The organism is Thermostichus sp. OS-CIW-20, from assembly GCF_054061455.1.
Map to the genome: position 1 here is coordinate 107276 of NZ_JBSSEF010000005.1, position 23602 is coordinate 130877.

Genomic DNA, 23602 nt, shown 5'->3' on the forward strand with positions numbered 1-23602 from the left:
CTTGCCCAGGGTTCAACTCCAAGGAGGGCCACAGCTTTTGTCCAGCTGACTTTGCAACCACCCTTGGATATCCCGCAAACTTTCTGGGGAAACCTCGTGGCCCATTGCGTACTCGCGATAAGTAAAGCTCAGGGGCAGCAAGGCAAAGTAGTCGCGGATCTGGCGGCCAAAGGCCACCGGTAAAACGGTATCGGCAGTGCCGTGAACCACCAGGATCTTCAGATGCTGCATCCGGGCTGGCTCTACCGCCTCGGCCAGGATCTCTGGCGAAAGACGACCGCTTATTGCCACCACGCCGGCTAGCTTCTCAGGCTGGGTTAGAGCCAGATATAAGCTCATGATTGCCCCTTGGCTAAACCCCAGCAAATAGACCTGGGCCGGATCCAAGGAAATGTCGGCCATTCCCTGGGACAAAGCCTGATCCAGAAAGCAGCTTAAAAGCTCCCGGCTGCGGCGGGCTTGCTCGGGATCCCCCACCAGCCCTTCCGGCGTCCAGGCCATTTCAAACCAGGCAAAGCCACCTGCCCCCCAGGGAAGCGGCGCCCTTAGGCTAATCACCGCCAAGCGGGGATCCAAGTAAGGGGCCAACTGGAGGAGATCCCCCTCATGACTGCCGATCCCGTGCAGCATCACCAACACCGGCGCCTTGCCGGGCCCGGCGTGGCGGGGGGGTTGAAAGCGGTAGGCAAGGGGCAGCGGGGAAGACACTGCAATCCTCAGAAATCGAGACCAATGCCGCCTAGACCCAATCCCGAGGCTGGCGCAGCACTTCGTAGAGCTTAGCTTCCCAGCTATCGGGCGGTGGCTCGTAGCCGTATTCCCAGCGCACCAAGGGCGGCAGCGACATCAGGATCGACTCGGTACGGCCTTGGGTCTGGAGACCAAAGACCGTGCCCCGGTCGTAGACTAGGTTGAACTCCACATAGCGGCCGCGCCGGTAGAGCTGGAACTGGCGTTCCCGCTCCCCCCATTCCATCCCCTGCCGCCGCTCTACAATCGGCACATAGGCGGGCAAGAACGCCTCGGCACAGGCTTGCACCAGCTCAAAGAGGTGTTCCCAACTGCGGGATCCCACCCGCACCTGGAGGGGCGGCGGCTCAGCGGCGAGCTGCTCGGGATCCGCTTCTGCCTCGCCCTCAGGACGGTAGAGCAGCCTAGGCCGGTCGTCTTGATAGTCAAAGAAAATGCCGCCCACGCCGCGGGCCTCGCCCCGATGGGGCAAGAAGAAGTAGCGGTCGCACCAGATCTTGAAAGCCGGGTAGTAGGCCGGATCCAGCCGGTCGCAGGCCGCCTTGGCAGTGCGGTGAAAATGGGCCGCATCCTCCTCAAACAGGTAGTAGGGGGTGAGATCCATGCCGCCGCCAAACCACCAAACCGGCCCCGCCTCAAAATAGCGGTAGTTGAGGTGAACCGTCGGCACGTAGGGGTTGCGGGGGTGCAACACCATCGAGGTGCCGGTGGCGTAGAAAGGATGCCCTGCTGCCTCTGGGCGCTGTTTGCAAATCGAAGGGGGCAGCTGGGATCCAAACACCTCGGAAAAATTGACCCCTCCTTGCTCGAACACCCCTCCCTGCTGGATAACCCGCGAGCGTCCACCCCCTCCTCCGGGACGCTCCCAACTGTCTTCCCGAAACTTGGCTTTGCCGTCCAGTGCTTCTAGGCGAGCGCAGATCTCGTCCTGGAGGTGCCGCATAAACTGGCTTACTCGTTGACGGGCATCTGTTGGCGGCGCTGTCGGGCTTGCGGTCAGCATCATCGTCTTTCCATCTCTTGAAACGGACAGAACAACCTCCCCCTGCTAAGGGCAGACCCAAGGCTCAAGCCCCGCAGGCGCGGAGAACCCTTTTTCGGCGATCTAGGCCACTCCTAGGATTTTAAGTGGGAACGACCTCCTGGGGGCGAAGCCGAGCCCACTTGTTCCGCTCCTCGCGAAAGCTCTGGCAGGCCACCACATCCCACTCCATCTCGGTGCCGCCGTTGCGGATGTTGACGTTGATCTGGGGTCCTTGCGGCTCAAAATCTGGCGTCAGGGTGAGGTGGGGCTGCTGGTGCTGCGCTTCCACAGCGTGATAGGTGGTGCAACGATCCACATAGTAGCAGTGAATACAAATGCACATGGCTGCTGCCTACCCGAAAGAGTCTGTGACCTCGACGATAGCATTCTCAGAGGCGGGGGATCCGGCTTGCTCAACCGACTCCTGAGGCATTTCTTAGGAAAGAGAGGCATCTCCCCTTCTCTCGTCTAAAATCTCAAGATACTCATCCACCCATGAGGCTAAGGTTTGGTTCCTAGTCAGGATCGAGTCAACCAGGCTATCCCGAGAAATTGCCATGAACACCCACACCCGCTACCGCTTTACCTGCACCCTCTCCTTTGGGGATATCTACGGCCAGATCATCGTTTGGCTAATCGTGATTTTTGCCGGCCTGGGTGCCGCCCTCTCTTTGATGAATAGCCCCCTCTACGCCTTTCTCACCATCGCGCTGATCTTGGTCATCTCCCTGCCTTTTCTGCTCTTTGCCTTCGTGACGACGCTGCTCAACCACATCGAGTTTGTGGCTGTTCCACCGGAAGAAGAGGAAGAGCGCGCTGCGGCAGCCGAGTCGCCGGTGACCGTCAGCTAGCAGCCATCTGAACCTGGCGGCCCCAGGGATCCCTGGGGGCGCGGGACAGGGGCACTTTCTCCTTAATACTTGTTTAAGCTTTGTCAAATTTTGTCTATAATCGGGGCTAGCAGCCCTGCTGGCTGGCCCCTTTGCCTTTGCGCTTCCTAGCTCAAGGAAACAGCCGGGGTTGGCTCAAGGAAGGGCTGCAGGAAAGCGTAGGAAAAGGTGTGTGCAAGGGTGATGAAGGCAATGGAAAATAGCTTGGCCCAGCTCGACTACCGAGTGTACCGGCTGGCGCGGCTGTTGAGCGAATACCTCAACTTGGGGAGTTAATTGCAGTTTCCGCCGGATCTTTGGAGGGTGAGCCGCTGGCTCCCCCTCAGTTTTCCGCCCGCTGAAGTGGATCTGGCGTCAGCGACCGGGATCCCGTAAGCTAGCTAACCTATCTCCCGTTGCATCCCCTATGCGGATCCCGTCCTGGTGGCCAAAGCTAAGTTTTCAGGTTTGGCTAATCTTTATCGGTCGGCTGCTCTCCCAAACCGGAACCGGCTTTACCCTGTTCTACGCCAGCCTCTTTTTCGTCAATCAGGTGGGGCTGACAGCTACCCAGGTGGGTTTGGGCCTGGGCTTGATGGCCTTTACTGGCGTATTTGGCCGCATCCTCGGAGGTTCGATGGCAGACGGAGCTTGGGGCCGCCGCTCCACTTTGATCCTCTCGCTGGCCATTTCCGCGCTGGGATCCTTCGGCTTTGCCCTTTCCCGTGGCTTCTGGAGCTTTGCCTTGGCCAACCTGGTGGCGGGGTTTGCGCAGGGCCTCTATTGGCCGCCGGCGGAAGCAATAGTAGCGGATCTAACCCCGCGCGAGCAGCGCAACGAAGCCTATGCCCTAAACCGCCTGGGGGATAACTTGGGCCTGAGCCTCGGCGTGGCCATGGCCAGCGCCCTGGTGGCTCTGACGAAGAACTACCGCCTCTTGTTTATTATCGACGGCCTCACGTACTTGATTTTTTTAGCCCTGCTCTGGCTTTGCATTCGGGAAACTCGGGTAGCTCCGTCGGCGGCAGAGTTCGCAGGCTGGAAAGCCGCCCTGAGGGATCGCCCCCTATTGGTGTTTGCCGCGGCCAACATTTTCTTCACCACCTACATTGCCCAACTCAGCAGCAGCTTGCCCCTTTACTTGCGCAAGGGGGCTGGGATGCCTGAGGTACAGATTGGCACGTTGTTTGCTCTGCACGGCGCCCTCGTTGCCCTGCTGCAGATGCCGGCAGCTCGTTGGCTCAATCGCTGGACGCGTGTCCGCACCCTCCGGGGATCCGCACTGATGTGGGGGCTGGGATTTGGTTTGGTTTGGCTCAGCGGCCTGGCGGCCCAGTTGGGAGCGATGCCGGCTATAGGGATGGCGGCCTTGGCCTTGGCAGTGCTCTCGTTGGCCTTGGTGAGCTACAATCCCTCCGCTTCGGCGCTGGTGGCAGATTTGGCCCCGGATCATCTGCGGGGGGTGTATCTGTCGGTCAACTCCCTCTGTTGGGCAGCAGGCTTTGCCGTTGGGCCGCTCATTGGGGGAGTGGCTCTGGATCTGCCGCCAGCGTGGGCAGGCGGGCTGTGGTTGTTTTGGGTGGCCAGCGTTAGTCTTGTCTGGGGGATCCTTAACGTTTTGGATGGCCTTCTGCCCCTTCGCGCCAAGGAGGCTGCTCCCCTGGCCAGCAAGCTCTAGGAGGAGATGGGCAGCTTGTTAAGCTAATGTTACCTTCAGCTTTCTGAACATGCGTCGTATTTGCATCCTTGGGGGCGGCTTTGGCGGGCTGTACACAGCCCTGGAGCTTATCTGCCGACCTTGGCCGGAGCCGCCCCAGATTACCCTGGTGGATCGTCAGGAGCGCTTTGTCTTTGCTCCTTTGCTCTACGAGCTGCTCACTGGTGAGATGGAAGAGTGGGAGGTGGCCCCCCGTTTTCAGGATCTGCTGCCGGAGGGGGTAGAGTTTCGCCGCGGCGCGGTGCAGTCGGTTGACCTCCAAGACCACCGCGTCTTTTTAGCAGAAGGGCAGACCTTGGAGTACGACGCCTTGGTGCTGGCCCTGGGAGGGGAAACTCCCCTGCAGGGCGTGCCAGGAGCAACAGAGTTGGCCTTTCCCTTCCGCACCCTGGCCGATGCCCAGCGGCTGCGGGCCCACCTGCAAACTCTAGAAGCCCGGGATCCGGCTCAGGCGATCCACCTGGCTATTGTGGGGGCGGGGGCCAGCGGCGTAGAGCTAGCCTGCAAATTGGCTGACCGGCTGGGATCGCGCGGCCGGATCCGTCTTATTGAGCTGGGATCCCAGATTTTGTCGGGGTTTGCCCCCTCCAGCCGGGAGGCGGCCCAGGCGGCGCTGGCCCAACGGCGGGTGCAGGTGGAGTTGCAAACCAAGGTCTTGGGCATCGAGGCCCTGGGCGAGAACGGCGCCCCTCCCTTCCGCCTGCAACTGCAGCGGCTGGCGGCCCAAGAGATGGCCACGGATCTTGTGGATGGCGTGCTGTGGACCGTCGGAACCCGACCGGCAGCGGTGATTGCCAACTTGGATCTGCCCAAAACTGAGCGGGGACGGCTGCAGGTTTTGCCCACCCTGCAAACTCCCACCTTCCCAGAGATCTTCGCGTTGGGAGATGCGGCGGCGGTGCTGGATGCCAGTGGCCAGCCGGTGCCCGCCACTGCCCAAGCGGCTTTTCAGCAGGCCGGCTATTGTGCTTGGAACCTGTGGGCTCTGCTCACGCAGGAGCGGCCCCTGCTGCCGTTCCGTTACTTCTCTCTGGGGGAGATGCTGAGCTTGGGAGTGGATGCGGCGGTAGTCTCCACCCTCGCTGGCCTCACCCTAAGCGGCCCCTTGGGCTATTTGGCCCGACGAGCTGCCTACCTGGTGCGCCTCCCTACCCTGGAGCACCAGCTCAAGGTGGGATGGAACTGGATCGCCCGCCCGCTGTGGCAGGCGCTAGGATCCCTGTAGCTGACGGGAGCGCTCGTAGGCTGCCTGCACCGCCCGCATCAAGGCCCCCCGCACCCCCGCCTGTTCTAGGGCTTGGATCCCGGCAATGGTCGTTCCCCCTGGGCTGGTAACCTGATCCTTGAGGAGGGCGGGGTGAAGGTTCTCTTGCTGCATAAGGGCGGCAGTGCCCGCCAAGGTCTGCACCGCCAACTGAGTGGCGATGGAGCGCGGCAACCCCACCCCTACCCCGCCGTCGATCAGCGCCTCCAGGATCACCGCCAAATACCCTGGCCCCGACCCCGAAAGGGCCGTCACCGCGTCCATCTGGCTCTCCGGCACCGTCACCACCTGGCCCACGGCGCGAAATAGCTTCTCCACCTGCTCTACCTGGGCGGGCGTCACCCCCGGCCCGTAGCTGATGGCCGTTATGCCCGCCCCCACCAGCGCCGGCGTGTTGGGCATGGTGCGCACCACCTTTTGCTGGGGAAAAGCCTGCTGCAACTGCTGCAATGGGATCCCGGCCATAATCGAGATCACCAACTGCGTGGCGGACGGCTGGCCCATCTCTGCCACCACCTGCGGGAAAACCTGGGGCTTGACGGCCAAAAATAAAATCTCAGACTCTCCTGCTTGGGCAAGATCCGCCAACAGCCGAATGCCCAGCTCCTGCTGTAGGGTATTGGCCTTGTCCGGGTCGGGCTCCCGCAAAGCCACCTGAGCTGCAGGATAAACTCCCGCGGCCACCCAACGCCGCAGCAGGGCGGATCCCATGGCTCCACCCCCGATTACACTCAGCAGCGGTCGCTCCATGCCGGCTAGTGCTGCCCCACCGCCTGCAAATGTTCATAGCCGCTGGGCCAGAGAGGGGTGGGGCTTTGCAGAGGGCGCTGCAGCGGCGGCATCCCTTGGCTGCTTGGAGTAGAGACCGTCACCGTGCTGGGGGTGAACAAAAAAATGCTTTCGCCAATGCGCTCTTGGTGGCCATCGATGGCGTAGGTGCCGCCGGCAACAAAATCCACAGATCGCTGCGCCTCGGCGGGATCCATCAGGGTCAAGTTCATGATCACCGTCTTGCGCTCCCGCAGGTACTGGATGACTTGTGCCATCTCGTCAAAGCTGCGCGGCTCCAGCACCACCACTTCGCTAGTGGGTGGGTTGACGCCCGGTAATCCAATCACGTTGCTCCCCATACTGCCCCCCCCTAGGCGATCCCGATGTTGACTGCGCCGATGGCCCCGCGCCTCTTCTCGACCGACAGACCCTTCCCCGGCTTCCACTCCCCGCTGTCGGCGTCCGCGTGGAAGGGCACTGGCTTCCTGCTCTTCGGGAGCCGGTTGAGAACGGCGTCCCTCGTAGAGCAGTTGGTAATCCTCCTGCCCTTCCATCTCAGGGTACTCCTCCAGGCTGTCCACGGGATCATTTAGGCCCACAAAATCTCTTACCCTGCTCCAGATTCCATTGACGTTCATCGTCCACATCCTCACTACAGGTCATGGTTTGCGGCAAGCGCAGGATTCAGGCTCCTGATGGGATCTTGAGTAGCCCACTCCGGCCAAAGGGCATCTCCAGCCTCATATTTTTAGTTAAAGTTTTTCAAAAGGCCGAGACAGGGTTTGCTCAAGAAGCTGCCAACGCAGGTTAACAAAACCCATGGACTCGACGAGTCGAGTTTACCCAGAAGAAGTAAAGATGTCATCCCACTTGTCCGGCCATTGCTCTGGCCAGAGTCAACTCTGCTCCTCGTCCGGCTTGAACACGTGTTAACAGAGGTGACGCCAATGATTACAAACTTACCTAAAATTTGCCCTGCGAGGGAAATTTTAGGCAGGATTCCCCTGTTTTTGCCCGATCCAGGCCGAACTCCAGCCCTGAGCGTGCCTTGCAGGGCAGCTCCGGAGTTGGACGGCTTTACACAAAATTTAATCACAATTTAACGGCTTCATAGAGACTCCATCTATCTATTTCCGTTCGGCATCGGCAAACAAAGCGCGCCCCAGCCGGATCAAGTTAGAGCCTGCTGCCACCGCCAGGGGGTAATCGTCGGACATGCCCATGGAGAGGGTGTGCAACTGCAGATGCTCGTAGCCGCTGCGCTGGATGTGATCGGCCAGCTCGGCCAGCTTGCGAAACAGCTCCAGGGCTGCCTCTGAGCTCAAGCCCAAAGGCAAAATGGTCATCAGGCCCACAATTTGCACCTGCAGCAGTTGATTCAGTTGCGGCAGGCTTTGCAACAGATCGGGGATGAGCCAGCCAAATTTATGGGGATCCGGGGCCAATTTCACCTGCAGACAGAGCTTGGGGGTGAGGTGCAGCTCCCAGGCTTTTTGGTTGATCAGCTTGGCCAGGCGCAGGCTATCGACGCTGTCAATCCAGGCAAATTGTCTGAGGGCCGGTTTGACTTTGTTGGTCTGCAGGTGCCCGATCAAGTGCCAGACAATATCGGTCAGATCCTGCAGTTGCGCCTGTTTGGCGGCTGCCTCTTGCACTCGACTCTCCCCAAAATGGCGGATCCCGGCCCGATAGGCGGCGCGGATGTGGTTGACGCTGTAACCCTTGCTCACCGCCATGATTTCCACATGCTCTGGGATCTGGGCGCGGATGGCCTGAATGCGGCTGTGGATGAGCTCTTCGTCGACGGGGGGCAGCGACGGTTCAAGGGAGCTGGAAGAAGGCGGAGACATGGCTGGGGCCACCTGGGAAGCTAGCAGAAGATCTCGGCAGAGAGAGTCCAGTCCTCATTTTGTCTGGATGCTTCGAGATTGGAGCCGGTGCTCCAGCGGCCAGGTGGAAACAGGGGGAACCCGGCCATAGCCCAGTTCTTCTGGAGCTTAGCCCAAGGCCGCCGCCAGGATCTGATAGGCCAGCTTGGCGACGGTGAAGGCGCTGCGGCGATCGGTTTCCCGTTCCCCGGTGACCGCCAGCTCCACCACATCGGCGCCGATGATTTGCCGCTGCTGCCCCAGTGCCCGGATCAGTTCCACCGTCTCCCACCAGCCCAGTCCACCCGGTTCGGGGGTGCCGGTGGCCGGCACAACAGCAGGATCCAGCCCGTCCACATCCACCGTCAGGTACACCTGGGATCCCAGCGTGGCGATCACCTCGGGGATCCACTCCTGGGCGAGCTTGTGGTGCAGGCTGTGGGCGAAGAAGGTGTGCAAGCGGTGCTTGCGAATGGCCTGGCGGTCTTCGGCGCAGATGGAGCGGATCCCCACCTGGGTGAGGCGACCGCCCACTTGCTCCACCACACGGGCCATGGCGGAAGCGTGGGAATAGCGGGATCCCTCGTAGCTGTCTCTCAGGTCGCAGTGGGCATCGATCTGCAGCACGTGCAGCTCTGGGTAGTGGGGCAGGTGGGCGGCAACCAAGGGGCCAGTGATGGAGTGCTCCCCGCCGATGGAGAGCAAAAACCGCCCCGGCCTCACCCACTCGGCGGCGCGGCGCTGGATTGCGGCCATGGCCAGCTCATGAGTGTCCAGCCCCTCGAACTCCACTGGCGGCGCCGTCCAGTAGCGGGAGATCTCTGCGGCAAAGTTGGGGTGGAAAGCCGGCTGGCAGTCTCTCACCTCGTCGTAGATCTCCACGTACGCCGAAGCCTCCAGGAGTGCTTGGGGGCCTTTGGCGGTGCCTTTGCCGTAGGAGGTGGTGGCCTCGTAGGGGATGGGCAACAGAATGGCTTGGGCCATCTCCGGATCCGGCTCAGGCAGGCCCAGGAAGGGGAAAGGAGAGCGGTACATGGCAAGAGCACAAGAAGGGATCCCTATTTTATTGAAAGATCTTGCGATAGTCCGAAAGGATTGGGATGGATCCCTTGTAGGATGGCAGCAAACCCTCTAGACTGAGCAAAGGTTTCCACAGCCGATTTGCTTGCACTCCTCCTGTGTCCCGTTTCCACAAGCTGACAAGCCTATGACCACAGCCTCTCAAGCTGCCCTTTTCGACGCCCTTGCCCGGCGCCGTGCCCTCAAGATCATCAGCGGCCTGCAAAACTTCGACCTGCAGTCGGTGCTGAAAGTCACCCGCGCCGCCCAGGAGGGAGGAGCCACTTGGGTGGATATCGCCGCCAGTCCCGAATTGGTGCAGCAGGTGCGAGCCCAGATCGAGCTGCCCATCTGCGTGTCGGCGGTGGACCCGCAGCAATTGGCTGCTGCCGTGCAGGCGGGGGCCGACATGGCCGAGATCGGCAATTACGACAGCTTCTACCCTTCGGGCCGCATCTTCTCCGCTGCGGAAGTTCTAGATCTCACTCGCCAAACCCGCTCCCTGCTGCCGCGCACTCTCCTGTCGGTTACCGTTCCCCATACGCTGCCTTTGGATCAGCAGGCGGAATTGGCAGAGAAACTGGAGGATCTGGGGGCCGATCTCATCCAAACCGAGGGCGGCACCAGCGCTGAGCCCCGTCACGGCGGATCCCTGGGCCTAATCGAGAAGGCTGCCCCCACCCTGGCTGCCGCCTATGAGATTAGCCGGGTGGTCTCGCTGCCGGTCATCTGCGCCTCTGGCCTCTCAGCGGTGACGGTGCCCTTGGCCATCGCTGCCGGTGCTTCAGGAGTGGGGGTGGGCAGAGCTGTCAGTCGCCTCCAGGATGAAGTGGCCATGGTGGCCCAGGTGCGGGCGCTGAGGGAAGCTTTGTCTGAATCACGGGTGTCGGCGCTTGTTTGACATTGGATGGGAGAGTCCTTTTCCCGGTGGGGTGGCAGGGCGCGGTGTGGCTCTGGCCGAAGCGCAGTTGGAGGTGGGTACCTCCACCACCTTGCCGCCGCAGGCGGCACCGCTGGTGTTGCCTCCCCCGCCGGTGGGAGTTCGACAAATTAGAGAGGATACCGATCCTGAGCAAACCGCCGATATGCCCCTTTCCCTTCTGGCCGAACAGGTGCTGGAGGCGGTGTGCGAAGCGCAAATCGATGCTCAACGGGCCCTGGCCCTCATGCCCGACCTGAGCGAATCCCACATCCGTGCTGCCTGTCCCAAGCGGCTGATCCCCAAAAGCTGAAGGAAAACAAAGGCTGCCCCAGACCTTGGGTTGACAAGTATCCGAAAAACAAGCTAGAGTAAGCGCGCTCCAGAGGAAGGGTGCTCTAACGGCCGGATGTGGGCGCAATTTGCCCAGGGGATCCCCCGTGCGGATTCGCTCCCCACACCAATCTATCCAACTGGGCATCGCCAGGGTGCATCCTATGTGATGCAGGGTTTTACGGTTACCGACAACATTGTTTCACTAATTTGAAATTCTCTGCTTCATCGTGCAGATAAGTTCACAGGCAGCCTGTGAGTTTTGTGCAGGTTTGCACTTGGCATTGGTGATTTGAGGAGAAACCGTGCCCAGAAAAGCCACCAGCACAAAAACCAAAACAACCAGGACAACCTCAAAAGAAGGAGCTGGGCCCGACCCGCAGGTGGCGATTGCCGCAGAAATCCAGCGTCTTTCGGATACTTATGGCATTTCTAAGGAGCTCCTAGAGAATTTTGCCCGGTTTGTAGTCAGGCAGCTACAGCCACCGCCCCGGCTGCCTGTCAAAGAGCTGCAGAAAGCCATTTACAACCACTTTGGCGTTAAAAACGCAGCCGAGCTGAGAAAATCAGCCAGCTTCAGACTGGCAACCAGTGGTATGGGCAAGCTGAACTTATCCAACATAGATGATTTGGAGCGCATTTATCGTCAGCACATCGGGATCCTTCCCAACGAAGAGGGAGAAGAGGGGTATGGCTGCATCAATGGGATCAACATCTTCAAGTACGACTTGCCTTGGCGGGTTTTTGGGCTTGACCCTGATCGAGCTACCGATGAAGACATCAAAGCTGCTTTTTATCGCCTGAGCAAGATTTACCATCCCGATTCTCCGACGGGAGATGACAAAATTTTCCAGCGATTGACTCTTTTCTACAAAAGCCTTACGGAGAAGTTTGAGCAATGGCTATAGTCTATGTTTCCTCAAACAAGCTCGCCAACTTCTTGGGTATCAGCCTTGAGGAACTCAGAGAGATTGAAGCTCACTTTGACAGTATCCCCGATGATGCATGGAAACTGGTGGAAGGTAAAGACTATCGTGTTATCAACAAAAGTTCTGGGCTAAGGGAATACACGCGGTCCGGCGCTTATGCCATTTTATCCTTTTTAAGGTCTCGATCAGAGCAAGGTTGCAAATCCTCTACAGGTACAAGCATTAGGAATTGGTTCAAGGAAGAGCATCGCAAGAAGCAGAAAGCTCTGGTAGATTACAGGATCCTTCAAAACAGCTCCTCTCTGGTCAAAAGACAAGATCAGTTTTGGCTATCTCGTCGAGATGTTGTGATGATCTTTAGAACTCGAACTGACTACCTTAAGAAGGCGCTTGAGCTTGCATCGAAGCAAAGTAAGTTAATCAAAGACGTTCATTACACACGTTTTGGTAATGATGACACTGTTTACCTCTCTTTGCGAGGTATCTATGAGCTTGCCAAGGTTATGGGAGAGGTTCTCAAGCAAAACCACAGAAAAGACTGGTGTCAATATGTTAGCGAACGCATTGAACCTCAAATTCAGGTAATCGTCAAGAAAATCCAGGATCGACAAAGAGAGATAGAAAGGGCAAAAGATCTTGCAAGAAAAAGGGATAAAAATCTTTGTAGAGTTACTCGAAAAGCAGCCAGTAGCCTAACGGTTCATCATCTCTACTCTGAAGCGCACTATCCAAAGCTTGCAGCGAATCTCTCCAACCTGATTACCATAGCCGACGAAGTGCATTGCCACTTTCATCAGTGGATGGGAGGTTTCAGCAAGCCATGTACAATTGATGACTTCATTAAGTATGTTCTGGAATACTACCCTGAGAACAGACATCTGATCATCTGGTTGGAGCAGCAGAAGGCCAGCCTTGGCTCGCAGGTGCCTATGGGAAAGGAGAGAGAACATGTGCTCTACCTTCCTCTCCAGCGTGTAACTTGAAATAACCCATTCGATTGTTTTCAGGTCATTCCAAGCACCTTAGCCAGGTGTACCTGATTGATTTCTTTTTCGGGGCTGCCCTTTGGATGTCCGGCTTCCCTTTCTGTTAGCAATCTGAACCTCTCCCTACTAGTAATAGAGGCCACGGCGCAACAGGGGATCCCTAGATCAAGCCCTGATCCAAGATCGCGCGGGAATGGGCAATAGCTGCTCTCAAGTTGGCCCGCTGGGTGTAGCGCATCGTCATGGCGGCAGTCGTATGGCCCAGCAGGTGTTGGATGTGTTCGGGGGCAACGCCGCGATCCAGCAGCAAGGTGGCAAAGCTGTGGCGAAACTGGTGGGGGGTTTGGTGGCCCGGCTCGGGCTCGGTAAGCTTGAGCACAATATGACGTAGGCCATCGTAGGTGAGGGGACGGCCCCGGTAGGCCGGGCAGCGGGATTGGGAGACAAACAAGGGATCCGTCGGCGCGCACGGGCCCCGTTCTCGGCTCAGATATTGTTGCAGCAGCTCGGAGAGGGGATCCCCGACCGCCACAGCGCGGGGTTTGCTGCCCTTGCCACAGCGCACCTCCAACAGGGATCCCTCAGGGCTGATCTGAAAATCCTGCACCGTCAAGTCCAACAGCTCCTGTGCCCGCAGCCCGCACTCCAGCAGCAGGCGGATCAAGGCCGCATAGCGCAGAGAATGGCTCTGGGCCCGCTGCAGAACCCGCTGCAACAACAGCCGATCCAGGTCGCGAGGCAGACGGGCGGGCAGGCGGGCAGGCCGAATCGCCTGGGTGGGCAAGGGATCTGGAAAGTAGCCCCGTTGGCTGGCCCACTCAAAAAACTGCTGCAGCGCCAGCCGCTTGAGGTTGTAGGTGGCGGGAGAGGCGGGCGGATGAACCCACTGGCCGGAGCGGTTGCGAAATGGACGCCCCTTCAAGCTGTTTAAAAAAGACTGAACGTGGGACGGCTGCACCTGAGGCAGCGGCACCGGGCAAGTTTTGGCAAACTGTTCCAGGGCAATGCGGTAGGTGCGGCGGCTGGCCGGGGCCAGATCCCGCTGCCGCTCCTGCAAAAATTGCCCCACCAACTGGCTCAGGCTGGGCACGGGGCAGCTCGCCTGACGCTGGAGATGGGCCTGTTGAACCAAGCCGGGCCGGGGATCCCTCATCGGCACGACCAGCAACCCTCCACTCACCTTTAACTTTAGCCTCAACTTTTGGCCAGCGCCGTTCAAAGACGCTCTCTGGCAATCTCCGAAGGGATTGCTACTGGCCAGTCAGCAGGTGTTGGGCGATGAAATCCGTGTACACCTCGCCCCGCAAAAAAGCCTCGTGGCGCAGGATCTGCTGGTGGAAAGGGATCGTGGTGGGCACCCCGGTGATGGCGCATTCCCCCAGCGCCCGCTGCATGCGGCGGATGGCGGCTGCCCGGTTGGGCCCCCAGACGATCAGCTTGCCCAACAGCGAATCGTAATAGGGGGGAATGGTGTAGTCGGTGTAGATGTGGGAGTCCATGCGCACCCCCGGCCCTCCAGGAGGCAAATAGGCGCTGATGGTGCCAGCGCAAGGGCGAAACTGCTGCTTGGGATCCTCGGCGTTGATGCGGCATTCGATGGCATGGCCCCGCAGTTCCACATCCTTCTGGCGAAAGGTCAGGGGTTGACCTTGAGCGATGCGAATTTGCTCGGCAATCAAATCCAGCCCCGTCACCATCTCGGTAACCGGGTGCTCCACCTGGATGCGGGTGTTCATCTCGATGAAGTAGAACTGGCCGTTTTTATCCAGCAGAAACTCCACCGTGCCCGCCCCCACGTAGTTCACCGCTTTGGCTGCCTTCACCGCCGCTGCCCCCATGCGGGCGCGCAAGCTCGTGGTCAGAGCCGGGCTGGGGGCCTCTTCCAGCAGCTTTTGGTGGCGCCGCTGAATCGAGCAATCCCGCTCGTAGAGGTGCACCACATTGCCGTGGCTGTCGGCCAAAATCTGAAACTCCACATGGCGGGGGCGCTCGATGTATTTCTCCAGATAGATGCCCCCATCGCCAAAGGCCGCCTGGGCTTCCCCCTGGGCGGTGCGCATCATCTTCAGCAATTCTTGGGCATCTCTGGCCACCCGCATGCCCCGCCCCCCGCCGCCGGCGGTGGCTTTGATGATCACGGGATAGCCGATTTTCTCCGCCAGCCTCACCGCTTCCTCGTCAGAGGTGATCAGCCCGCGGCTGCCGGGCACGGTCGGCACGCCCACCGCCTGCATGGTCTCGCGGGCCGTGGCTTTGTCGGCCATTTTGCGCATCGCCTCTGGCGAGGGGCCGATGAAGATCAAGTTGTGGTCGGCACACATCTCGGCAAATTTGGCATTTTCCGCCAAGAACCCATAGCCCGGATGAATGGCAGTGGCCCCGCGGGTGAGGGCTGCCGAGATGATGTTGGGGATGTTGAGATAACTTTTGGCCACTGGGGCTTCCCCCACACAGACTGCTTCGTCCGCCAGTTGGACATGTAGAGAGTTCTGATCCGCAGTGGAGTAGACAGCCACGGTGCGGATCCCCATTTCCTGACAGGTGCGGATGATGCGCAGGGCGATCTCGCCTCGGTTGGCAATCAGGATCTTGGTAATGGGCGGCATGGAGAGCGTTCCAAGTCAGAAGAACCCTGGCCGCTTAAGCCGGCGGCCCGTGCAAGGTAGGGTACGTAGGTGCTGATCCTACTATGGCAAGCAGACGGAAGGATCCAGATGGGGATCCCGTATCCGATCAATCCAGTTGACACCCTAGCTGAGGCTGCAGGGATCCAGCAGAATCCCGGTGGGTCAAACTCTACATCTCCGGCTACCCATCCGGACGGGATCCGAGGATTTTCAGGTAGAGGTTGATCTTGGCGCCAGCACTTGCATGGGGCGAAACTCTGGATCAGCAATAACTCTCAGCTCCCCTCAGCCTGTACAGACCTGTTCAAAACCCAGGCTTCTCCGGGAAGCTCTCCCAGCCCGATTCTGACGGCAATGGATCCCTCCATCTCTCTCTAGTTGTCGGAGCGAGGCCATGGCCCCAGCCACTCTCCGCCGCGAAAGCGCCAGCGGGGAAACAAAATCCGCATCACCACCCAGAGGTAAAGGCAAACCCAGACTACAACGGAATCGCTTCCCTTCCCGTTGGCCAATCTACAAGTACTGGTGGCAGGTCTGAGACCTGTAGGCAGGTGGCACCCACACCATCGCTACCCCTGCCCACAGCACTTCGTAGGTAATCAATTTGCCGCAACTGGTAGGACGCCCAACTACTAGCGCGACGCCGCTCCCTTCTGGAGCGTGGCTGCCGGTTACTCCCTCGGCTCGCGCCAGCGAGCTGTAGGCCTTTCTTGGTCGCCGGCTCTGGAGTTGGAGCCGGCTTGCAGACTGCGGTCAGCGCTTGCTGCCCAGTAGCAGCCTACCCGTTCCACAGTGGCGGGCAGCGCTCCTCCCCACCACTGGCGACGGCAAGCTGCAGGCCTCTAAATCAGGGAGCTGCCGCGCTGCAAGGAGTTGAGCATCCCCCGCCGGCAACCATCCTACCTCGCCAAAACCTTCCCCCTGACTGATGAGTCGGCTCTCACAGGCCAACGATCTGGGTATTTTCAAAGGAGGAGAGAATCCTGTCCAAATCCTGAGCTTGCAGGGAGTAGGTGGCAGTAGCGTCGTTGCCAAACTGGATCTCGTCTCCGTCCTCAAGATCGCGAAACTCCACCCGCTCCCCCCGGATGTAAAGGCCGTTGGTGCTGGGCGTGCCATGGATGTCTCCATCGATGATTTGGTAAGTAAACCCATCGGGAGAGGAGGGAGATTCGGTCTTCACTAAAATGGCGTGGTGGCGGGAGACGTATTGGGAGTCGATGCGGATGCTGTTGCTCGGATCCCGCCCCAAGGAATAGAGCTCGGCTGTCAGCCAGTAGGCCTTTGGCCCGTGGCGATCCTTGACGATCAACACGTGGTTAAGGGTAGGTCGGCGAGGGGGCGTGGTCATAGCGGACACCCACTGGCACAACACGCGAATAGGATAGTCAAAACATAGCATGGGATCCGAGGCGTGAACCCTGGCCGGTTTGTCTGCCAGAGCCCTTGCCCTGCTGGCGAGTGAGACGACGTTCCTTGACGCTGCCAGAGAGGTGTCAAGAGAGGCCAGGTATGCCCCTGTTCAAGACCGAGTCCCAGGGGATCCCATCTCGTGGCTGTTTTTAACTCCGCAAAATCTCCCTGCCCCCTGAGTTGGCAATCGATGCTTTGAGGAAAGGTCTGAGAAAGGAAAGGAGCAGAAGGCCGAGTAGATTTTTGTAACAATTCCTCTCATAATAAGATTTGATGATGCAAATGCCTCCCAGACCATGAATGGCTCGCAACCGGATCCCGTCAACCAGCCCAAGCCCTCTAGGGTACCGAAGCTGATCGAGTTGCCGGAAGATGAAACCGATGCACAGGTTGGCGATCCCCTGCGCATGCAGCGCTATGAATGTCGCTCTTGTGGCTATGTTTACGAGCCGGCCAAGGGGGATCAGCTCAATCGGATCCCGGCAGGTGTGCCCTTTGAGGAGCTGCCCGCCGACTGGAGATGTCCGGTGTGCCGCGCCGGCAAGCGCCTGTTTCAAGCGGTGGGCGCCAAGGGCAAGCCTTCCGGTTTTCAAGAGAACTTGCGCTATGGCCTGGGGGTCAATGTGATGACCCCTGCCCAGAAAAACCTGCTCATCTTCTTGGGGTTGGCGCTGGGATTTTTGTTTTTGATGAGTTTCTATTTCGTCGAGTGATGGCCAAAATGCTTAAGCTCTGGAGACTGGTGCTGCTAGCTGCCTTCTCTCTCTTGCTGATGGCGGCGCGGATGCCGGACATGAAGGTGGTGCCCTGGCAACAAGTCGAGGTGCCCACCCAGAACATTCTGCTGGACATTGCTTTCACCGGCACCAACCCTTCTCATGGCTGGCTGGTGGGCGATAAAGCGACGCTGTTGGAGTCTCAGGATGGCGGCCTCCACTGGCAGGTGCGCAAGCTGACGGCACTGGAGCCGGAAGCCTATCTGAGCTCGATTAGCTTTGCCGGAGCAGAAGGCTGGGTGGTGGGGCAGCCGAGGATCCTCCTCCACACGCTCAACGAGGGATCCGACTGGACATCCATTCGTCTCAGCAAGCAACTGCCGGGGGAGCCGATCCTAATCCAAGCCCTGGGTCCTGGAGCGGCTGAGATGGTAACCAATGTGGGGGCCATCTACCGCACGGAAGATGGAGGACAGACCTGGCATGCCCAGGTGGAAGAGCCGATTGGGGCGATTAAAAACATTGCCCGCGGCCCAGGAGGAGAGTATCTGGCCGTGTCGTCGCGGGGCAGCTTCTACTTTCTCTACACTCCAGAAAGCCGATCCTGGAAGCCGTATCCGCGGGAAAGCTCTCGCCGCATTCAGAACATGGGCTTTGGCCCCAACGGCAGCGCCTGGAAATTGAACCAAGGCGCGGAGATCGCCTTCACGAGTGACTTCACCTCCGGCGAGTGGTCCAAGCCGTTGCGACCCGGGCGTGCCCTCAGCTTTGGCTATCTAAATGCGGCCTACCAGAACGACCACGACCTCTGGGTGGTGGGCGGCGGCGGCACTCTGATCCACAGCCCCGATGGCGGCAAAACCTGGGAGGAGGCCAAGAAATTGAGCAACATTCCCGCCAATTTCTACAGCATCGAGTTCTTTGGCCCCGACCGAGGATTTATCTTGGGGCAGCGGGGCACGCTTTTGCGCTACGTTGGCTACAGCAATTCCCCGTCCTAGTCCTAGGGTGAATGGAGACAGGAGGGATCCCACCTCACCACCACGGCTGCTGGTGGCGGCCAGCGGGACGGGGGGGCATATCTTTCCGGCGCTGGCCGTTGTCGAGCAGTTGCCCACCTGGCAGATTGAGTGGCTGGGGGTGCCGCAGCGGCTGGAGGCGAAGCTGGTGCCGGACCGCTACCCGCTGCACCGAGTGGCCATGTCCGGCTGGCAGGGATCCCCCTGGCAGAAGCTGGGATCCCTGGTTCAGTTGGCGCGGGCAACGCTGCAGGTGCGGCAGATCCTGGCTTCAGGCCAGTTTGACGTGGTGTTGACCACCGGCGGCTACATCGCCGCCCCGACCATCTTGGCAGCTCGCTCGCTGGGGGTGCCGGTGTTGCTGCACGAGTCCAACTGCCTTCCGGGCAAGGTGACCCGCTGGCTGGGAAGATTTTGCCGGCTGGTGGCCCTGGGCATGGCGGAAACGGCAGAGCATTTGCCAGGGGCAGTTACCCGGGTGGTGGGCACGCCAGTGCGGGCGGAGTTCTATCAGCCCCAGCCCTTGCCCGCGGATCTGCCGATTCCAGAGGGGGATCCTTTGATTGTGGTGATGGGGGGGAGCCAGGGGGCGCGGGGCCTGAACCGCCTGGTTGCCGCCTGTGCCCCCGCCTGGTTGGAGGCAGGGGCGTGGATTGTGCATTTGACCGGCGGCAGTGAGGTCGGGATCCCTTCCCACCCCCGCTACCGCGCTTTTCCTTTCCGCGCCGATGTGGCCGCCTTGCTGCAGCGGGCAACTTTTGCCATCAGCCGGGCTGGCGCTCTCAGCTTGGCGGAGTTGTGGGCCACCGCCACCCCGGCCATTTTGATCCCCTACCCCTTTGCCGCCGAGGATCATCAGTACCACAACGCCCTGGCTTTTGTGGGTCGCGGCGGGGGAGTGGTCATGCGAGAATCGGAAGCGAATCTGGACTTGCTGCGGCAGACGGCCCTGGCCTGGTTGGCTCAGCCCCAGGTGGTTGCCCAAATGGCCGCCAACTTGAAGGCGACAGCTCCTCCTGCTGCCAGCAAGGCAGTTGCCCGCCTGCTCCAGGAGATCTGCCGAGATTCCGCCCGTTAACTCCCCCAAGGGGCCAGCCGTGGTACAGCCGAGATTGGATCGGGATCCTCTTGCCCGCCGCCTGCCTGAGCCTGCCGCAGCCATGGAGACTTCAGCCTGGCTGGAACCTCGTCCTGGTGAGGCGAGCCCCAACGCCGTCGTGCTGGAATCACTGTTGGCGCGCCTGGAACAGTGCTTTGGCATCCCCCAACGTCCTCGCAGCCCTGATGGTCTGCCCCTCTATCCCGACCTCTTGGACGAATTGGTGGGCACGATCCTCTCCCAGAACACCACCGACCACAATAGCAGCCGCGCCTTTCGCGCCCTCAAAGCCGCTTTCCCCTCCTGGGAAGCTGTCTTAGCTGCTGATCCAACCAAGCTGGCCCAGGTGATCCGTCCCGGGGGCCTGGCCCAACTCAAAGCAGCCCGCATTCAGGAGATTCTGGCTGCCATTGTCAAGCGACAGGGATCCCTGAGCCTGGACTTTTTGCGGGATCTGGACGACGCGGACGCTCTGGCCTATCTCCTTTCCCTGAAGGGGGTAGGACTGAAGACAGCCGCCTGCGTGCTGTTGTTTGGCCTGGGCCGGGATCTCTGCCCGGTGGATACCCATGTGCATCGGGTGGCCAACCGTCTTGGCTTGGTGCGGGCCAGACACCCCGACGACACCTTTGCCCAACTGTCGCCGCGGATCCCGGCGGGCAAGGCCTATTCCCTGCACGTCAACTTGATCCGGCTGGGCAAACGCATCTGTAAGGCGCGCAGGCCCGAATGTGGCCGCTGCCCTCTGCGACACGAATGCCCCTCCGCCCTGCTGCGGCAGCGCTGATCCCTAGTCTGCCGGCGCAGGGGAAGAAGGGATCCCGTTTTCGACCCCACCTGGGGCAGGAACTTCCGGCTCGAGGACTTGCCGCACAGATTCGATCTCTTGGGAGAGCAACACCCGCTCCCGATCCAAGAGGCCAACCACATGCTCCGGATCCTCCCGCGAGACCACCGGCAACTGGCGCAAATCGTATTCGTACAGCGGCTCGGCGGCCACCGCCACGGCTTCGTCGGGGAAAGTGGTGAGCACAGGCGACTGGCTGACCTGCTCCACCGTCAGCTCGGCCAGTTCCCCGGCCTGCTTGTGGGCCAAGGCCCGCTCCAGGTCTTCCAGGGTGAGAATGCCCCGCAGCCGCTCTTGACCGTCCACCACCAAAGCGCTGTGGCACTTTTGCTGCAGCAAGCGCTCCAGCGCCTCCCGCAGGGGCGTATCCTGGGGTAGCAGCAGAGAAGGGGGCACCATCACCTCTTGCACCGTCAGGCCCTTCGGCTCCTGCCTGCGACGGGCGGAGGGGTAGATGGCCGGCGGGTGCAACTGCTCCGTCAGCCAGATACTCAGGCCCACCGCCGCCATCACCGGCAAGGCGATGTGGTAGTCCCGCGTCATCTCAAACAGCAGCAGAATGGCCGTCAGGGGAGCCCGCACGCTGGCCGCCAATACCGCCCCCATACCCACCATGGCGTAGGCGGCAGGGGGAGAGAGGGCAATAGCAGGCAAAGCCTTTCCCACCACCTGGCCGTAGCCTGCCCCCAGCACCGCTCCCAAGAACAAAGCCGGGGCAAAGGTTCCCCCGACAAAGCCGCTGCCCACGCTCACCGCGCTGAGGAATACCTTGCCCAGCAACAGCAAGCTAAGCTGGCCGAGGGAAAAGGGCACCCCCTGCAAGATCGACTCAATGGTCTCGTAGCCCACCCCCAGGGCCAACGGGATCCCCAGGCCGACACAGCCCAGGATCCCACCGCCCAGAATCGGCTTGCTCCAAGCTGGCCAGGCCGCCAGGGGGCCACTGCCGAACAGGTGCTTGACCCATTCCAGTGCATAGCCGAAGGCGATGGAGACCAAGCTGGCCAAAAGGCCCAAACCCAAATAGAGGGGCACCTCCAGCAGACTGTGCAGCTCGTAGGCGGGCAAGACAAAAGCCGGCTGCGTAATGGTCGGCAGCAAAAAGGCCGGCTGCGCCCCCAGCCCTACCTGGGCAATCAGGGCCGACACCACCGCTGCCAACACCACCACACTGACGGCAGAAGTGGTGAACGTGCGGGCCAAAGCCAGCTCCAGCGCCAAAAACACCCCGGCAATCGGCGCGTTAAACCCCGCCGCCAGCCCCGCCGCCGCCCCGGCGGCCATCAACAGTTGCACCCGCTCCCGCGCAAGGCGCAGGTTTTGCCCCAGCAGGCATCCCAGTAGGGCCCCGCTTTCCACGCTGGGGGCCTCCGGCCCAAGCGCAGCTCCCGCCCCCAACGAGACGGCGGCAGCCACCAGCTTAAGTGGGATCCATTCTGGGCGAGGGGCGAGAGGCCGGTTGGCACTCACCAAACTGGAGAGGCTGAGGTTGGGGAAAGGCAGAACCACCCCCAGGGTGCCGATCAACAGACCCCCCAGCAGCGGCGCCAAAATGGTTGCCCAGGATCCCAGCAGCAACAGGCCGTGTTGTTGCGCAGCCCTGACAATGCTGTCGACGAGAGTATCCTGCAAAAGATAGCGACACCAGCCGATGAGATAGCGAAACCCGATCACCAACAAACCTGTGCCCAGCCCCGCCGCTGCCGCCAGCAGCAGCAGCAGATTCTCAGAGGAAAGACGCAGGCGGGGATCGGCAACGCTAGCGCTATTCATACCTGCTCAAGGGCCGGAGGAGGGTAGGGTCAGGATCTCCACGCCGGTTTCGGTAACGGCAACCGTATGTTCAAACTGGGCGGAGAGCTTGCCGTCTGCCGTCACAGCAGTCCACCCGTCTGCAAGCACCTTCACCTCCCACGTGCCTTCGTTGATCATCGGCTCGATGGTAAACACCATGCCGGGGCGGAGTTTTTCCCCCTTCCCCCGTTCGCCGTAGTGGGGGATCTGGGGCGCCGTGTGGAACTGCCGTCCTACCCCGTGGCCGACAAAGTCCCGCACCACGCTGTAGCCCTGGGACTCGGCGTACTCTTGAATAGCAGCCCCAATATCCCCAACTCTGCCGCCTGGCCTCACGGCGGCAATGCCCCGCCGCAGGCACTCTTCCGCCACCTCCACCAGACGCCGCGCCCGCTCGGAAGGCTGCCCGACAAAGAACGTTTTGGAAGTGTCGCCGTGGTAGCCATCCAAAACGGGGGTGACATCGATATTGATAATGTCCCCTTCCCGCAGGACCTGCTTGGGGCTGGGAATGCCGTGGCAGACAACGTGGTTGACGCTGGTGCAGATGGACCTGGGAAAGCCGTGGTAGCCCAGAGGGGCGCTCCTGGCCCCGTGGGCCCGCGTCCAGCGCTCCGCCTCGTCGTTAAGCTCTTGGGTGGTGACCCCCGGCTGCACCATCGGCTCCAGGTGCTTGAGCAGATCCGCAGCCAGGCGGCAGGCCCGTCGCATCTTCTCCAGCTCCCGCGACGAGAGCAACACAATCGGCTGAGGAGCTTGGGTAAGCTGGCTCATGCCCGTCTGCAAGGCGGATCCCAACTGTTCCCCCCATCGCTGAGAGCGGCGGCTGAGATCGGTTAATAGCGATCGCATATCTTCCATCGTCAAACCCTTCTGTTCTCTGAAGTTGGATCCATCTCCGAAGTCTGAGGCGGCAGGGATCCCGGCCTAGCTCAGCTTTGGGTTGGGCCTTTTGAGCCGCCCTACATCCCTTCACAGGAGACCCGGCCCCTTCTCCGCCGCCGGCGGATCCACTCCACCAGCCACAGCCCCAGAAAGTAGCTAACGAGGGCGCCCCAAAACCCGACAAACGCACAGCCCACCAAGAGTGTGGCCGACACCTCCAGGCCCCACTGCATCCAGTTCTGAGCTACCACCAGTTCCGAAGTGGCAAAGGCTGTTCGGGATCCCAGCAGCCATTCCCCCACCCGGTAGTTAAAGGCATAGATCGGCACATAGGTGAGGGGGTTGCTCACCCAAGTTCCTGCCGCCGCCACCAGCTTGTTGCCCCGCAAAGGAACGGCCAACAGCAGGGCCACCAGGGTTTGAAAGCCGAAGATGGGAAAACAACCCGCAAAAACTCCCGCCGCCAGGCCGCGGGCAATTTCTTTGGGGGAGGATTGCATTCGCAACAGGCGCAGATACAGGTACCGCAGCCAGCGCCTCCAGCCCAGATCCCGGCGGGGCCAAGTCAGCGCAGGTTGAGACTCAAGATAAGGCCCAGCGGATCCCGGCGAACCTGCGAACCAAGAAAATGGTCTCAGCCATGAGAGGGGGCTCATGATGGGGAGCGTAGAAACTGAGAAAAGGTGTTAAGCCCTGTAAATCCATTGTATCTT

General features: G+C 60.5%; 24 protein-coding genes and 1 pseudogene. 11 read left to right on the top strand and 14 right to left on the bottom strand.

Annotation, left to right across the window (positions count from 1 at the left end; genetic code table 11):
• Nucleotides 1-12 precede the first annotated feature (12 nt).
• From ACVWXC_RS03780 to ACVWXC_RS03790, 3 genes are all read right to left on the bottom strand, one after another.
• Complete coding sequence (locus tag ACVWXC_RS03780) at nucleotides 13-708, bottom strand: alpha/beta hydrolase (protein ID WP_457391067.1); 696 nt, start codon at nucleotides 706-708, stop codon at nucleotides 13-15.
• A gap of 31 nt (nucleotides 709-739) precedes the next feature.
• Nucleotides 740-1753 carry an oxygen-dependent coproporphyrinogen oxidase gene (gene hemF / locus ACVWXC_RS03785; RefSeq protein WP_457391153.1) on the bottom strand — a complete coding sequence of 338 codons (1014 nt, stop codon included), beginning with the start codon at nucleotides 1751-1753 and terminating at the stop codon, nucleotides 740-742.
• Nucleotides 1754-1874: 121 nt separating this feature from the next.
• A complete protein-coding gene (locus ACVWXC_RS03790) occupies nucleotides 1875-2117 on the bottom strand; it encodes a Ycf34 family protein (protein WP_011429756.1) in 243 nt (80 codons plus the stop codon).
• A gap of 214 nt (nucleotides 2118-2331) precedes the next feature.
• Here ACVWXC_RS03790 and ACVWXC_RS03795 point away from each other — a divergent pair, with 214 nt between their 5' ends.
• The 3 genes from ACVWXC_RS03795 to ACVWXC_RS03805 all read left to right on the top strand — a co-directional run bounded on the left by ACVWXC_RS03795 (nucleotide 2332) and on the right by ACVWXC_RS03805 (nucleotide 5585).
• Complete coding sequence (locus ACVWXC_RS03795; protein WP_011429755.1) at nucleotides 2332-2625, top strand: hypothetical protein; 294 nt, start codon at nucleotides 2332-2334, stop codon at nucleotides 2623-2625.
• 445 nt (nucleotides 2626-3070) lie between these two features.
• Nucleotides 3071-4321, top strand: a complete 1251-nt coding sequence (locus ACVWXC_RS03800) for an MDR family MFS transporter (protein WP_457391064.1) — start codon at nucleotides 3071-3073, stop codon at nucleotides 4319-4321.
• Nucleotides 4322-4370: 49 nt separating this feature from the next.
• Nucleotides 4371-5585, top strand: a complete 1215-nt coding sequence (locus ACVWXC_RS03805) for an NAD(P)/FAD-dependent oxidoreductase (protein ID WP_011429751.1) — start codon at nucleotides 4371-4373, stop codon at nucleotides 5583-5585.
• Here the strand turns inward: ACVWXC_RS03805 and proC are convergent.
• The 4 genes from proC to speB form a co-directional block, all read right to left on the bottom strand.
• Nucleotides 5571-6374, bottom strand: coding sequence for a pyrroline-5-carboxylate reductase (proC, locus tag ACVWXC_RS03810; protein WP_011429750.1), 804 nt, complete (start codon nucleotides 6372-6374; stop codon nucleotides 5571-5573). The genes ACVWXC_RS03805 and proC overlap by 15 nt on opposite strands.
• A gap of 5 nt (nucleotides 6375-6379) precedes the next feature.
• Nucleotides 6380-6949 carry a cell division protein SepF gene (locus ACVWXC_RS03815; protein ID WP_099884564.1) on the bottom strand — a complete coding sequence of 190 codons (570 nt, stop codon included), beginning with the start codon at nucleotides 6947-6949 and terminating at the stop codon, nucleotides 6380-6382.
• Nucleotides 6950-7522: 573 nt separating this feature from the next.
• Entirely contained in the window at nucleotides 7523-8245 is a 723-nt protein-coding gene (locus ACVWXC_RS03820; protein WP_457391062.1) for a YggS family pyridoxal phosphate-dependent enzyme, read from the bottom strand.
• A 147-nt stretch (nucleotides 8246-8392) separates the two neighbouring features.
• Nucleotides 8393-9298 (bottom strand): agmatinase, encoded by a 906-nt coding sequence (gene speB / locus ACVWXC_RS03825; protein WP_457391060.1) that lies wholly within the window; start codon nucleotides 9296-9298, stop codon nucleotides 8393-8395.
• 172 nt (nucleotides 9299-9470) lie between these two features.
• On the opposite strand from speB, the gene ACVWXC_RS03830 reads away from it, so the two are divergent.
• The 4 genes from ACVWXC_RS03830 (at nucleotide 9471) to ACVWXC_RS03845 (ending at nucleotide 12486) form a co-directional block, all read left to right on the top strand.
• Nucleotides 9471-10223: a DUF561 domain-containing protein gene (locus ACVWXC_RS03830; RefSeq protein ID WP_011429746.1), complete on the top strand. Its 753-nt coding sequence runs from the start codon at nucleotides 9471-9473 to the stop codon at nucleotides 10221-10223.
• Nucleotides 10216-10554 (top strand): hypothetical protein, encoded by a 339-nt coding sequence (locus ACVWXC_RS03835; protein WP_041438164.1) that lies wholly within the window; start codon nucleotides 10216-10218, stop codon nucleotides 10552-10554. Before ACVWXC_RS03830 ends, ACVWXC_RS03835 begins: the two co-directional genes overlap by 8 nt.
• A 325-nt stretch (nucleotides 10555-10879) precedes the next feature.
• Entirely contained in the window at nucleotides 10880-11482 is a 603-nt protein-coding gene (locus ACVWXC_RS03840) for a DnaJ domain-containing protein (RefSeq protein WP_457391057.1), read from the top strand.
• The gene (locus ACVWXC_RS03845) at nucleotides 11473-12486 is read left to right on the top strand and encodes a hypothetical protein (protein ID WP_011429743.1); all 1014 of its coding nucleotides are present in this window, start codon (nucleotides 11473-11475) and stop codon (nucleotides 12484-12486) included. The genes ACVWXC_RS03840 and ACVWXC_RS03845 overlap by 10 nt, the downstream gene beginning before the upstream one ends.
• Nucleotides 12487-12649: 163 nt before the next feature.
• Here the strand turns inward: ACVWXC_RS03845 and ACVWXC_RS03850 are convergent, their stop codons facing one another.
• From ACVWXC_RS03850 to ACVWXC_RS03865, 4 genes and pseudogenes are all read right to left on the bottom strand, one after another.
• Nucleotides 12650-13708, bottom strand: a complete 1059-nt coding sequence (locus ACVWXC_RS03850) for a tyrosine-type recombinase/integrase (protein ID WP_240527717.1) — start codon at nucleotides 13706-13708, stop codon at nucleotides 12650-12652.
• Between the two features lie 31 nt (nucleotides 13709-13739).
• Complete coding sequence (accC, locus tag ACVWXC_RS03855; protein WP_011429740.1) at nucleotides 13740-15095, bottom strand: acetyl-CoA carboxylase biotin carboxylase subunit; 1356 nt, start codon at nucleotides 15093-15095, stop codon at nucleotides 13740-13742.
• 534 nt (nucleotides 15096-15629) lie between these two features.
• A pseudogene (locus ACVWXC_RS03860) lies at nucleotides 15630-15789 on the bottom strand (zinc ribbon domain-containing protein); the annotation flags it as partial.
• Between the two features lie 267 nt (nucleotides 15790-16056).
• Complete coding sequence (locus tag ACVWXC_RS03865) at nucleotides 16057-16467, bottom strand: FHA domain-containing protein (RefSeq protein WP_011429738.1); 411 nt, start codon at nucleotides 16465-16467, stop codon at nucleotides 16057-16059.
• 469 nt (nucleotides 16468-16936) lie between these two features.
• On the opposite strand from ACVWXC_RS03865, the gene ACVWXC_RS03870 reads away from it, so the two are divergent.
• From ACVWXC_RS03870 to ACVWXC_RS03885, 4 genes are read left to right on the top strand one after another with little or no spacing between them, the layout of a single operon-like run.
• The gene (locus ACVWXC_RS03870) at nucleotides 16937-17242 is read left to right on the top strand and encodes a rubredoxin (protein WP_011429737.1); all 306 of its coding nucleotides are present in this window, start codon (nucleotides 16937-16939) and stop codon (nucleotides 17240-17242) included.
• A complete protein-coding gene (locus ACVWXC_RS03875) occupies nucleotides 17239-18246 on the top strand; it encodes a photosynthesis system II assembly factor Ycf48 (protein ID WP_457391054.1) in 1008 nt (335 codons plus the stop codon). The genes ACVWXC_RS03870 and ACVWXC_RS03875 overlap by 4 nt, the downstream gene beginning before the upstream one ends.
• 7 nt (nucleotides 18247-18253) lie before the next feature.
• On the top strand, nucleotides 18254-19342 hold the full coding sequence (gene murG / locus ACVWXC_RS03880) for an undecaprenyldiphospho-muramoylpentapeptide beta-N-acetylglucosaminyltransferase (protein WP_011429735.1): 1089 nt from the start codon (nucleotides 18254-18256) through the stop codon (nucleotides 19340-19342).
• 19 nt (nucleotides 19343-19361) lie between these two features.
• A complete protein-coding gene (locus ACVWXC_RS03885) occupies nucleotides 19362-20150 on the top strand; it encodes an endonuclease III domain-containing protein (protein WP_457391052.1) in 789 nt (262 codons plus the stop codon).
• 3 nt (nucleotides 20151-20153) lie between these two features.
• On the opposite strand, the gene ACVWXC_RS03890 is transcribed toward ACVWXC_RS03885, so the two are convergent.
• The 3 genes from ACVWXC_RS03890 to ACVWXC_RS03900 all read right to left on the bottom strand — a co-directional run bounded on the left by ACVWXC_RS03890 (nucleotide 20154) and on the right by ACVWXC_RS03900 (nucleotide 23458).
• Entirely contained in the window at nucleotides 20154-21983 is a 1830-nt protein-coding gene (locus tag ACVWXC_RS03890) for a chloride channel protein (RefSeq protein WP_457391050.1), read from the bottom strand.
• Between the two features lie 6 nt (nucleotides 21984-21989).
• Entirely contained in the window at nucleotides 21990-22778 is a 789-nt protein-coding gene (gene map, locus ACVWXC_RS03895) for a type I methionyl aminopeptidase (RefSeq protein ID WP_011429732.1), read from the bottom strand.
• 188 nt (nucleotides 22779-22966) lie between these two features.
• A complete protein-coding gene (locus tag ACVWXC_RS03900; protein ID WP_346426062.1) occupies nucleotides 22967-23458 on the bottom strand; it encodes a DUF2062 domain-containing protein in 492 nt (163 codons plus the stop codon).
• Nucleotides 23459-23602: the final 144 nt, after the last annotated feature.

What these genes read in the sequence shown, in the direction of transcription:
- hemF (WP_457391153.1), bottom strand. Translation starts at nt 1,753, where the DNA reads ATGCTGACCGCAAGCCCGACAGCGCCGCCAACAGATGCCCGTCAACGA.
- ACVWXC_RS03790 (WP_011429756.1), bottom strand. Translation starts at nt 2,117, where the DNA reads ATGTGCATTTGTATTCACTGCTACTATGTGGATCGTTGCACCACCTAT.
- ACVWXC_RS03795 (WP_011429755.1), top strand. Translation starts at nt 2,332, where the DNA reads ATGAACACCCACACCCGCTACCGCTTTACCTGCACCCTCTCCTTTGGG.
- ACVWXC_RS03800 (WP_457391064.1), top strand. Translation starts at nt 3,071, where the DNA reads ATGCGGATCCCGTCCTGGTGGCCAAAGCTAAGTTTTCAGGTTTGGCTA.
- ACVWXC_RS03805 (WP_011429751.1), top strand. Translation starts at nt 4,371, where the DNA reads ATGCGTCGTATTTGCATCCTTGGGGGCGGCTTTGGCGGGCTGTACACA.
- proC (WP_011429750.1), bottom strand. Translation starts at nt 6,374, where the DNA reads ATGGAGCGACCGCTGCTGAGTGTAATCGGGGGTGGAGCCATGGGATCC.
- ACVWXC_RS03815 (WP_099884564.1), bottom strand. Translation starts at nt 6,949, where the DNA reads ATGGAAGGGCAGGAGGATTACCAACTGCTCTACGAGGGACGCCGTTCT.
- ACVWXC_RS03820 (WP_457391062.1), bottom strand. Translation starts at nt 8,245, where the DNA reads ATGTCTCCGCCTTCTTCCAGCTCCCTTGAACCGTCGCTGCCCCCCGTC.
- speB (WP_457391060.1), bottom strand. Translation starts at nt 9,298, where the DNA reads ATGTACCGCTCTCCTTTCCCCTTCCTGGGCCTGCCTGAGCCGGATCCG.
- ACVWXC_RS03830 (WP_011429746.1), top strand. Translation starts at nt 9,471, where the DNA reads ATGACCACAGCCTCTCAAGCTGCCCTTTTCGACGCCCTTGCCCGGCGC.
- ACVWXC_RS03845 (WP_011429743.1), top strand. Translation starts at nt 11,473, where the DNA reads ATGGCTATAGTCTATGTTTCCTCAAACAAGCTCGCCAACTTCTTGGGT.
- accC (WP_011429740.1), bottom strand. Translation starts at nt 15,095, where the DNA reads ATGCCGCCCATTACCAAGATCCTGATTGCCAACCGAGGCGAGATCGCC.
- ACVWXC_RS03865 (WP_011429738.1), bottom strand. Translation starts at nt 16,467, where the DNA reads ATGACCACGCCCCCTCGCCGACCTACCCTTAACCACGTGTTGATCGTC.
- ACVWXC_RS03870 (WP_011429737.1), top strand. Translation starts at nt 16,937, where the DNA reads ATGCAGCGCTATGAATGTCGCTCTTGTGGCTATGTTTACGAGCCGGCC.
- ACVWXC_RS03890 (WP_457391050.1), bottom strand. Translation starts at nt 21,983, where the DNA reads ATGAATAGCGCTAGCGTTGCCGATCCCCGCCTGCGTCTTTCCTCTGAG.
- map (WP_011429732.1), bottom strand. Translation starts at nt 22,778, where the DNA reads ATGAGCCAGCTTACCCAAGCTCCTCAGCCGATTGTGTTGCTCTCGTCG.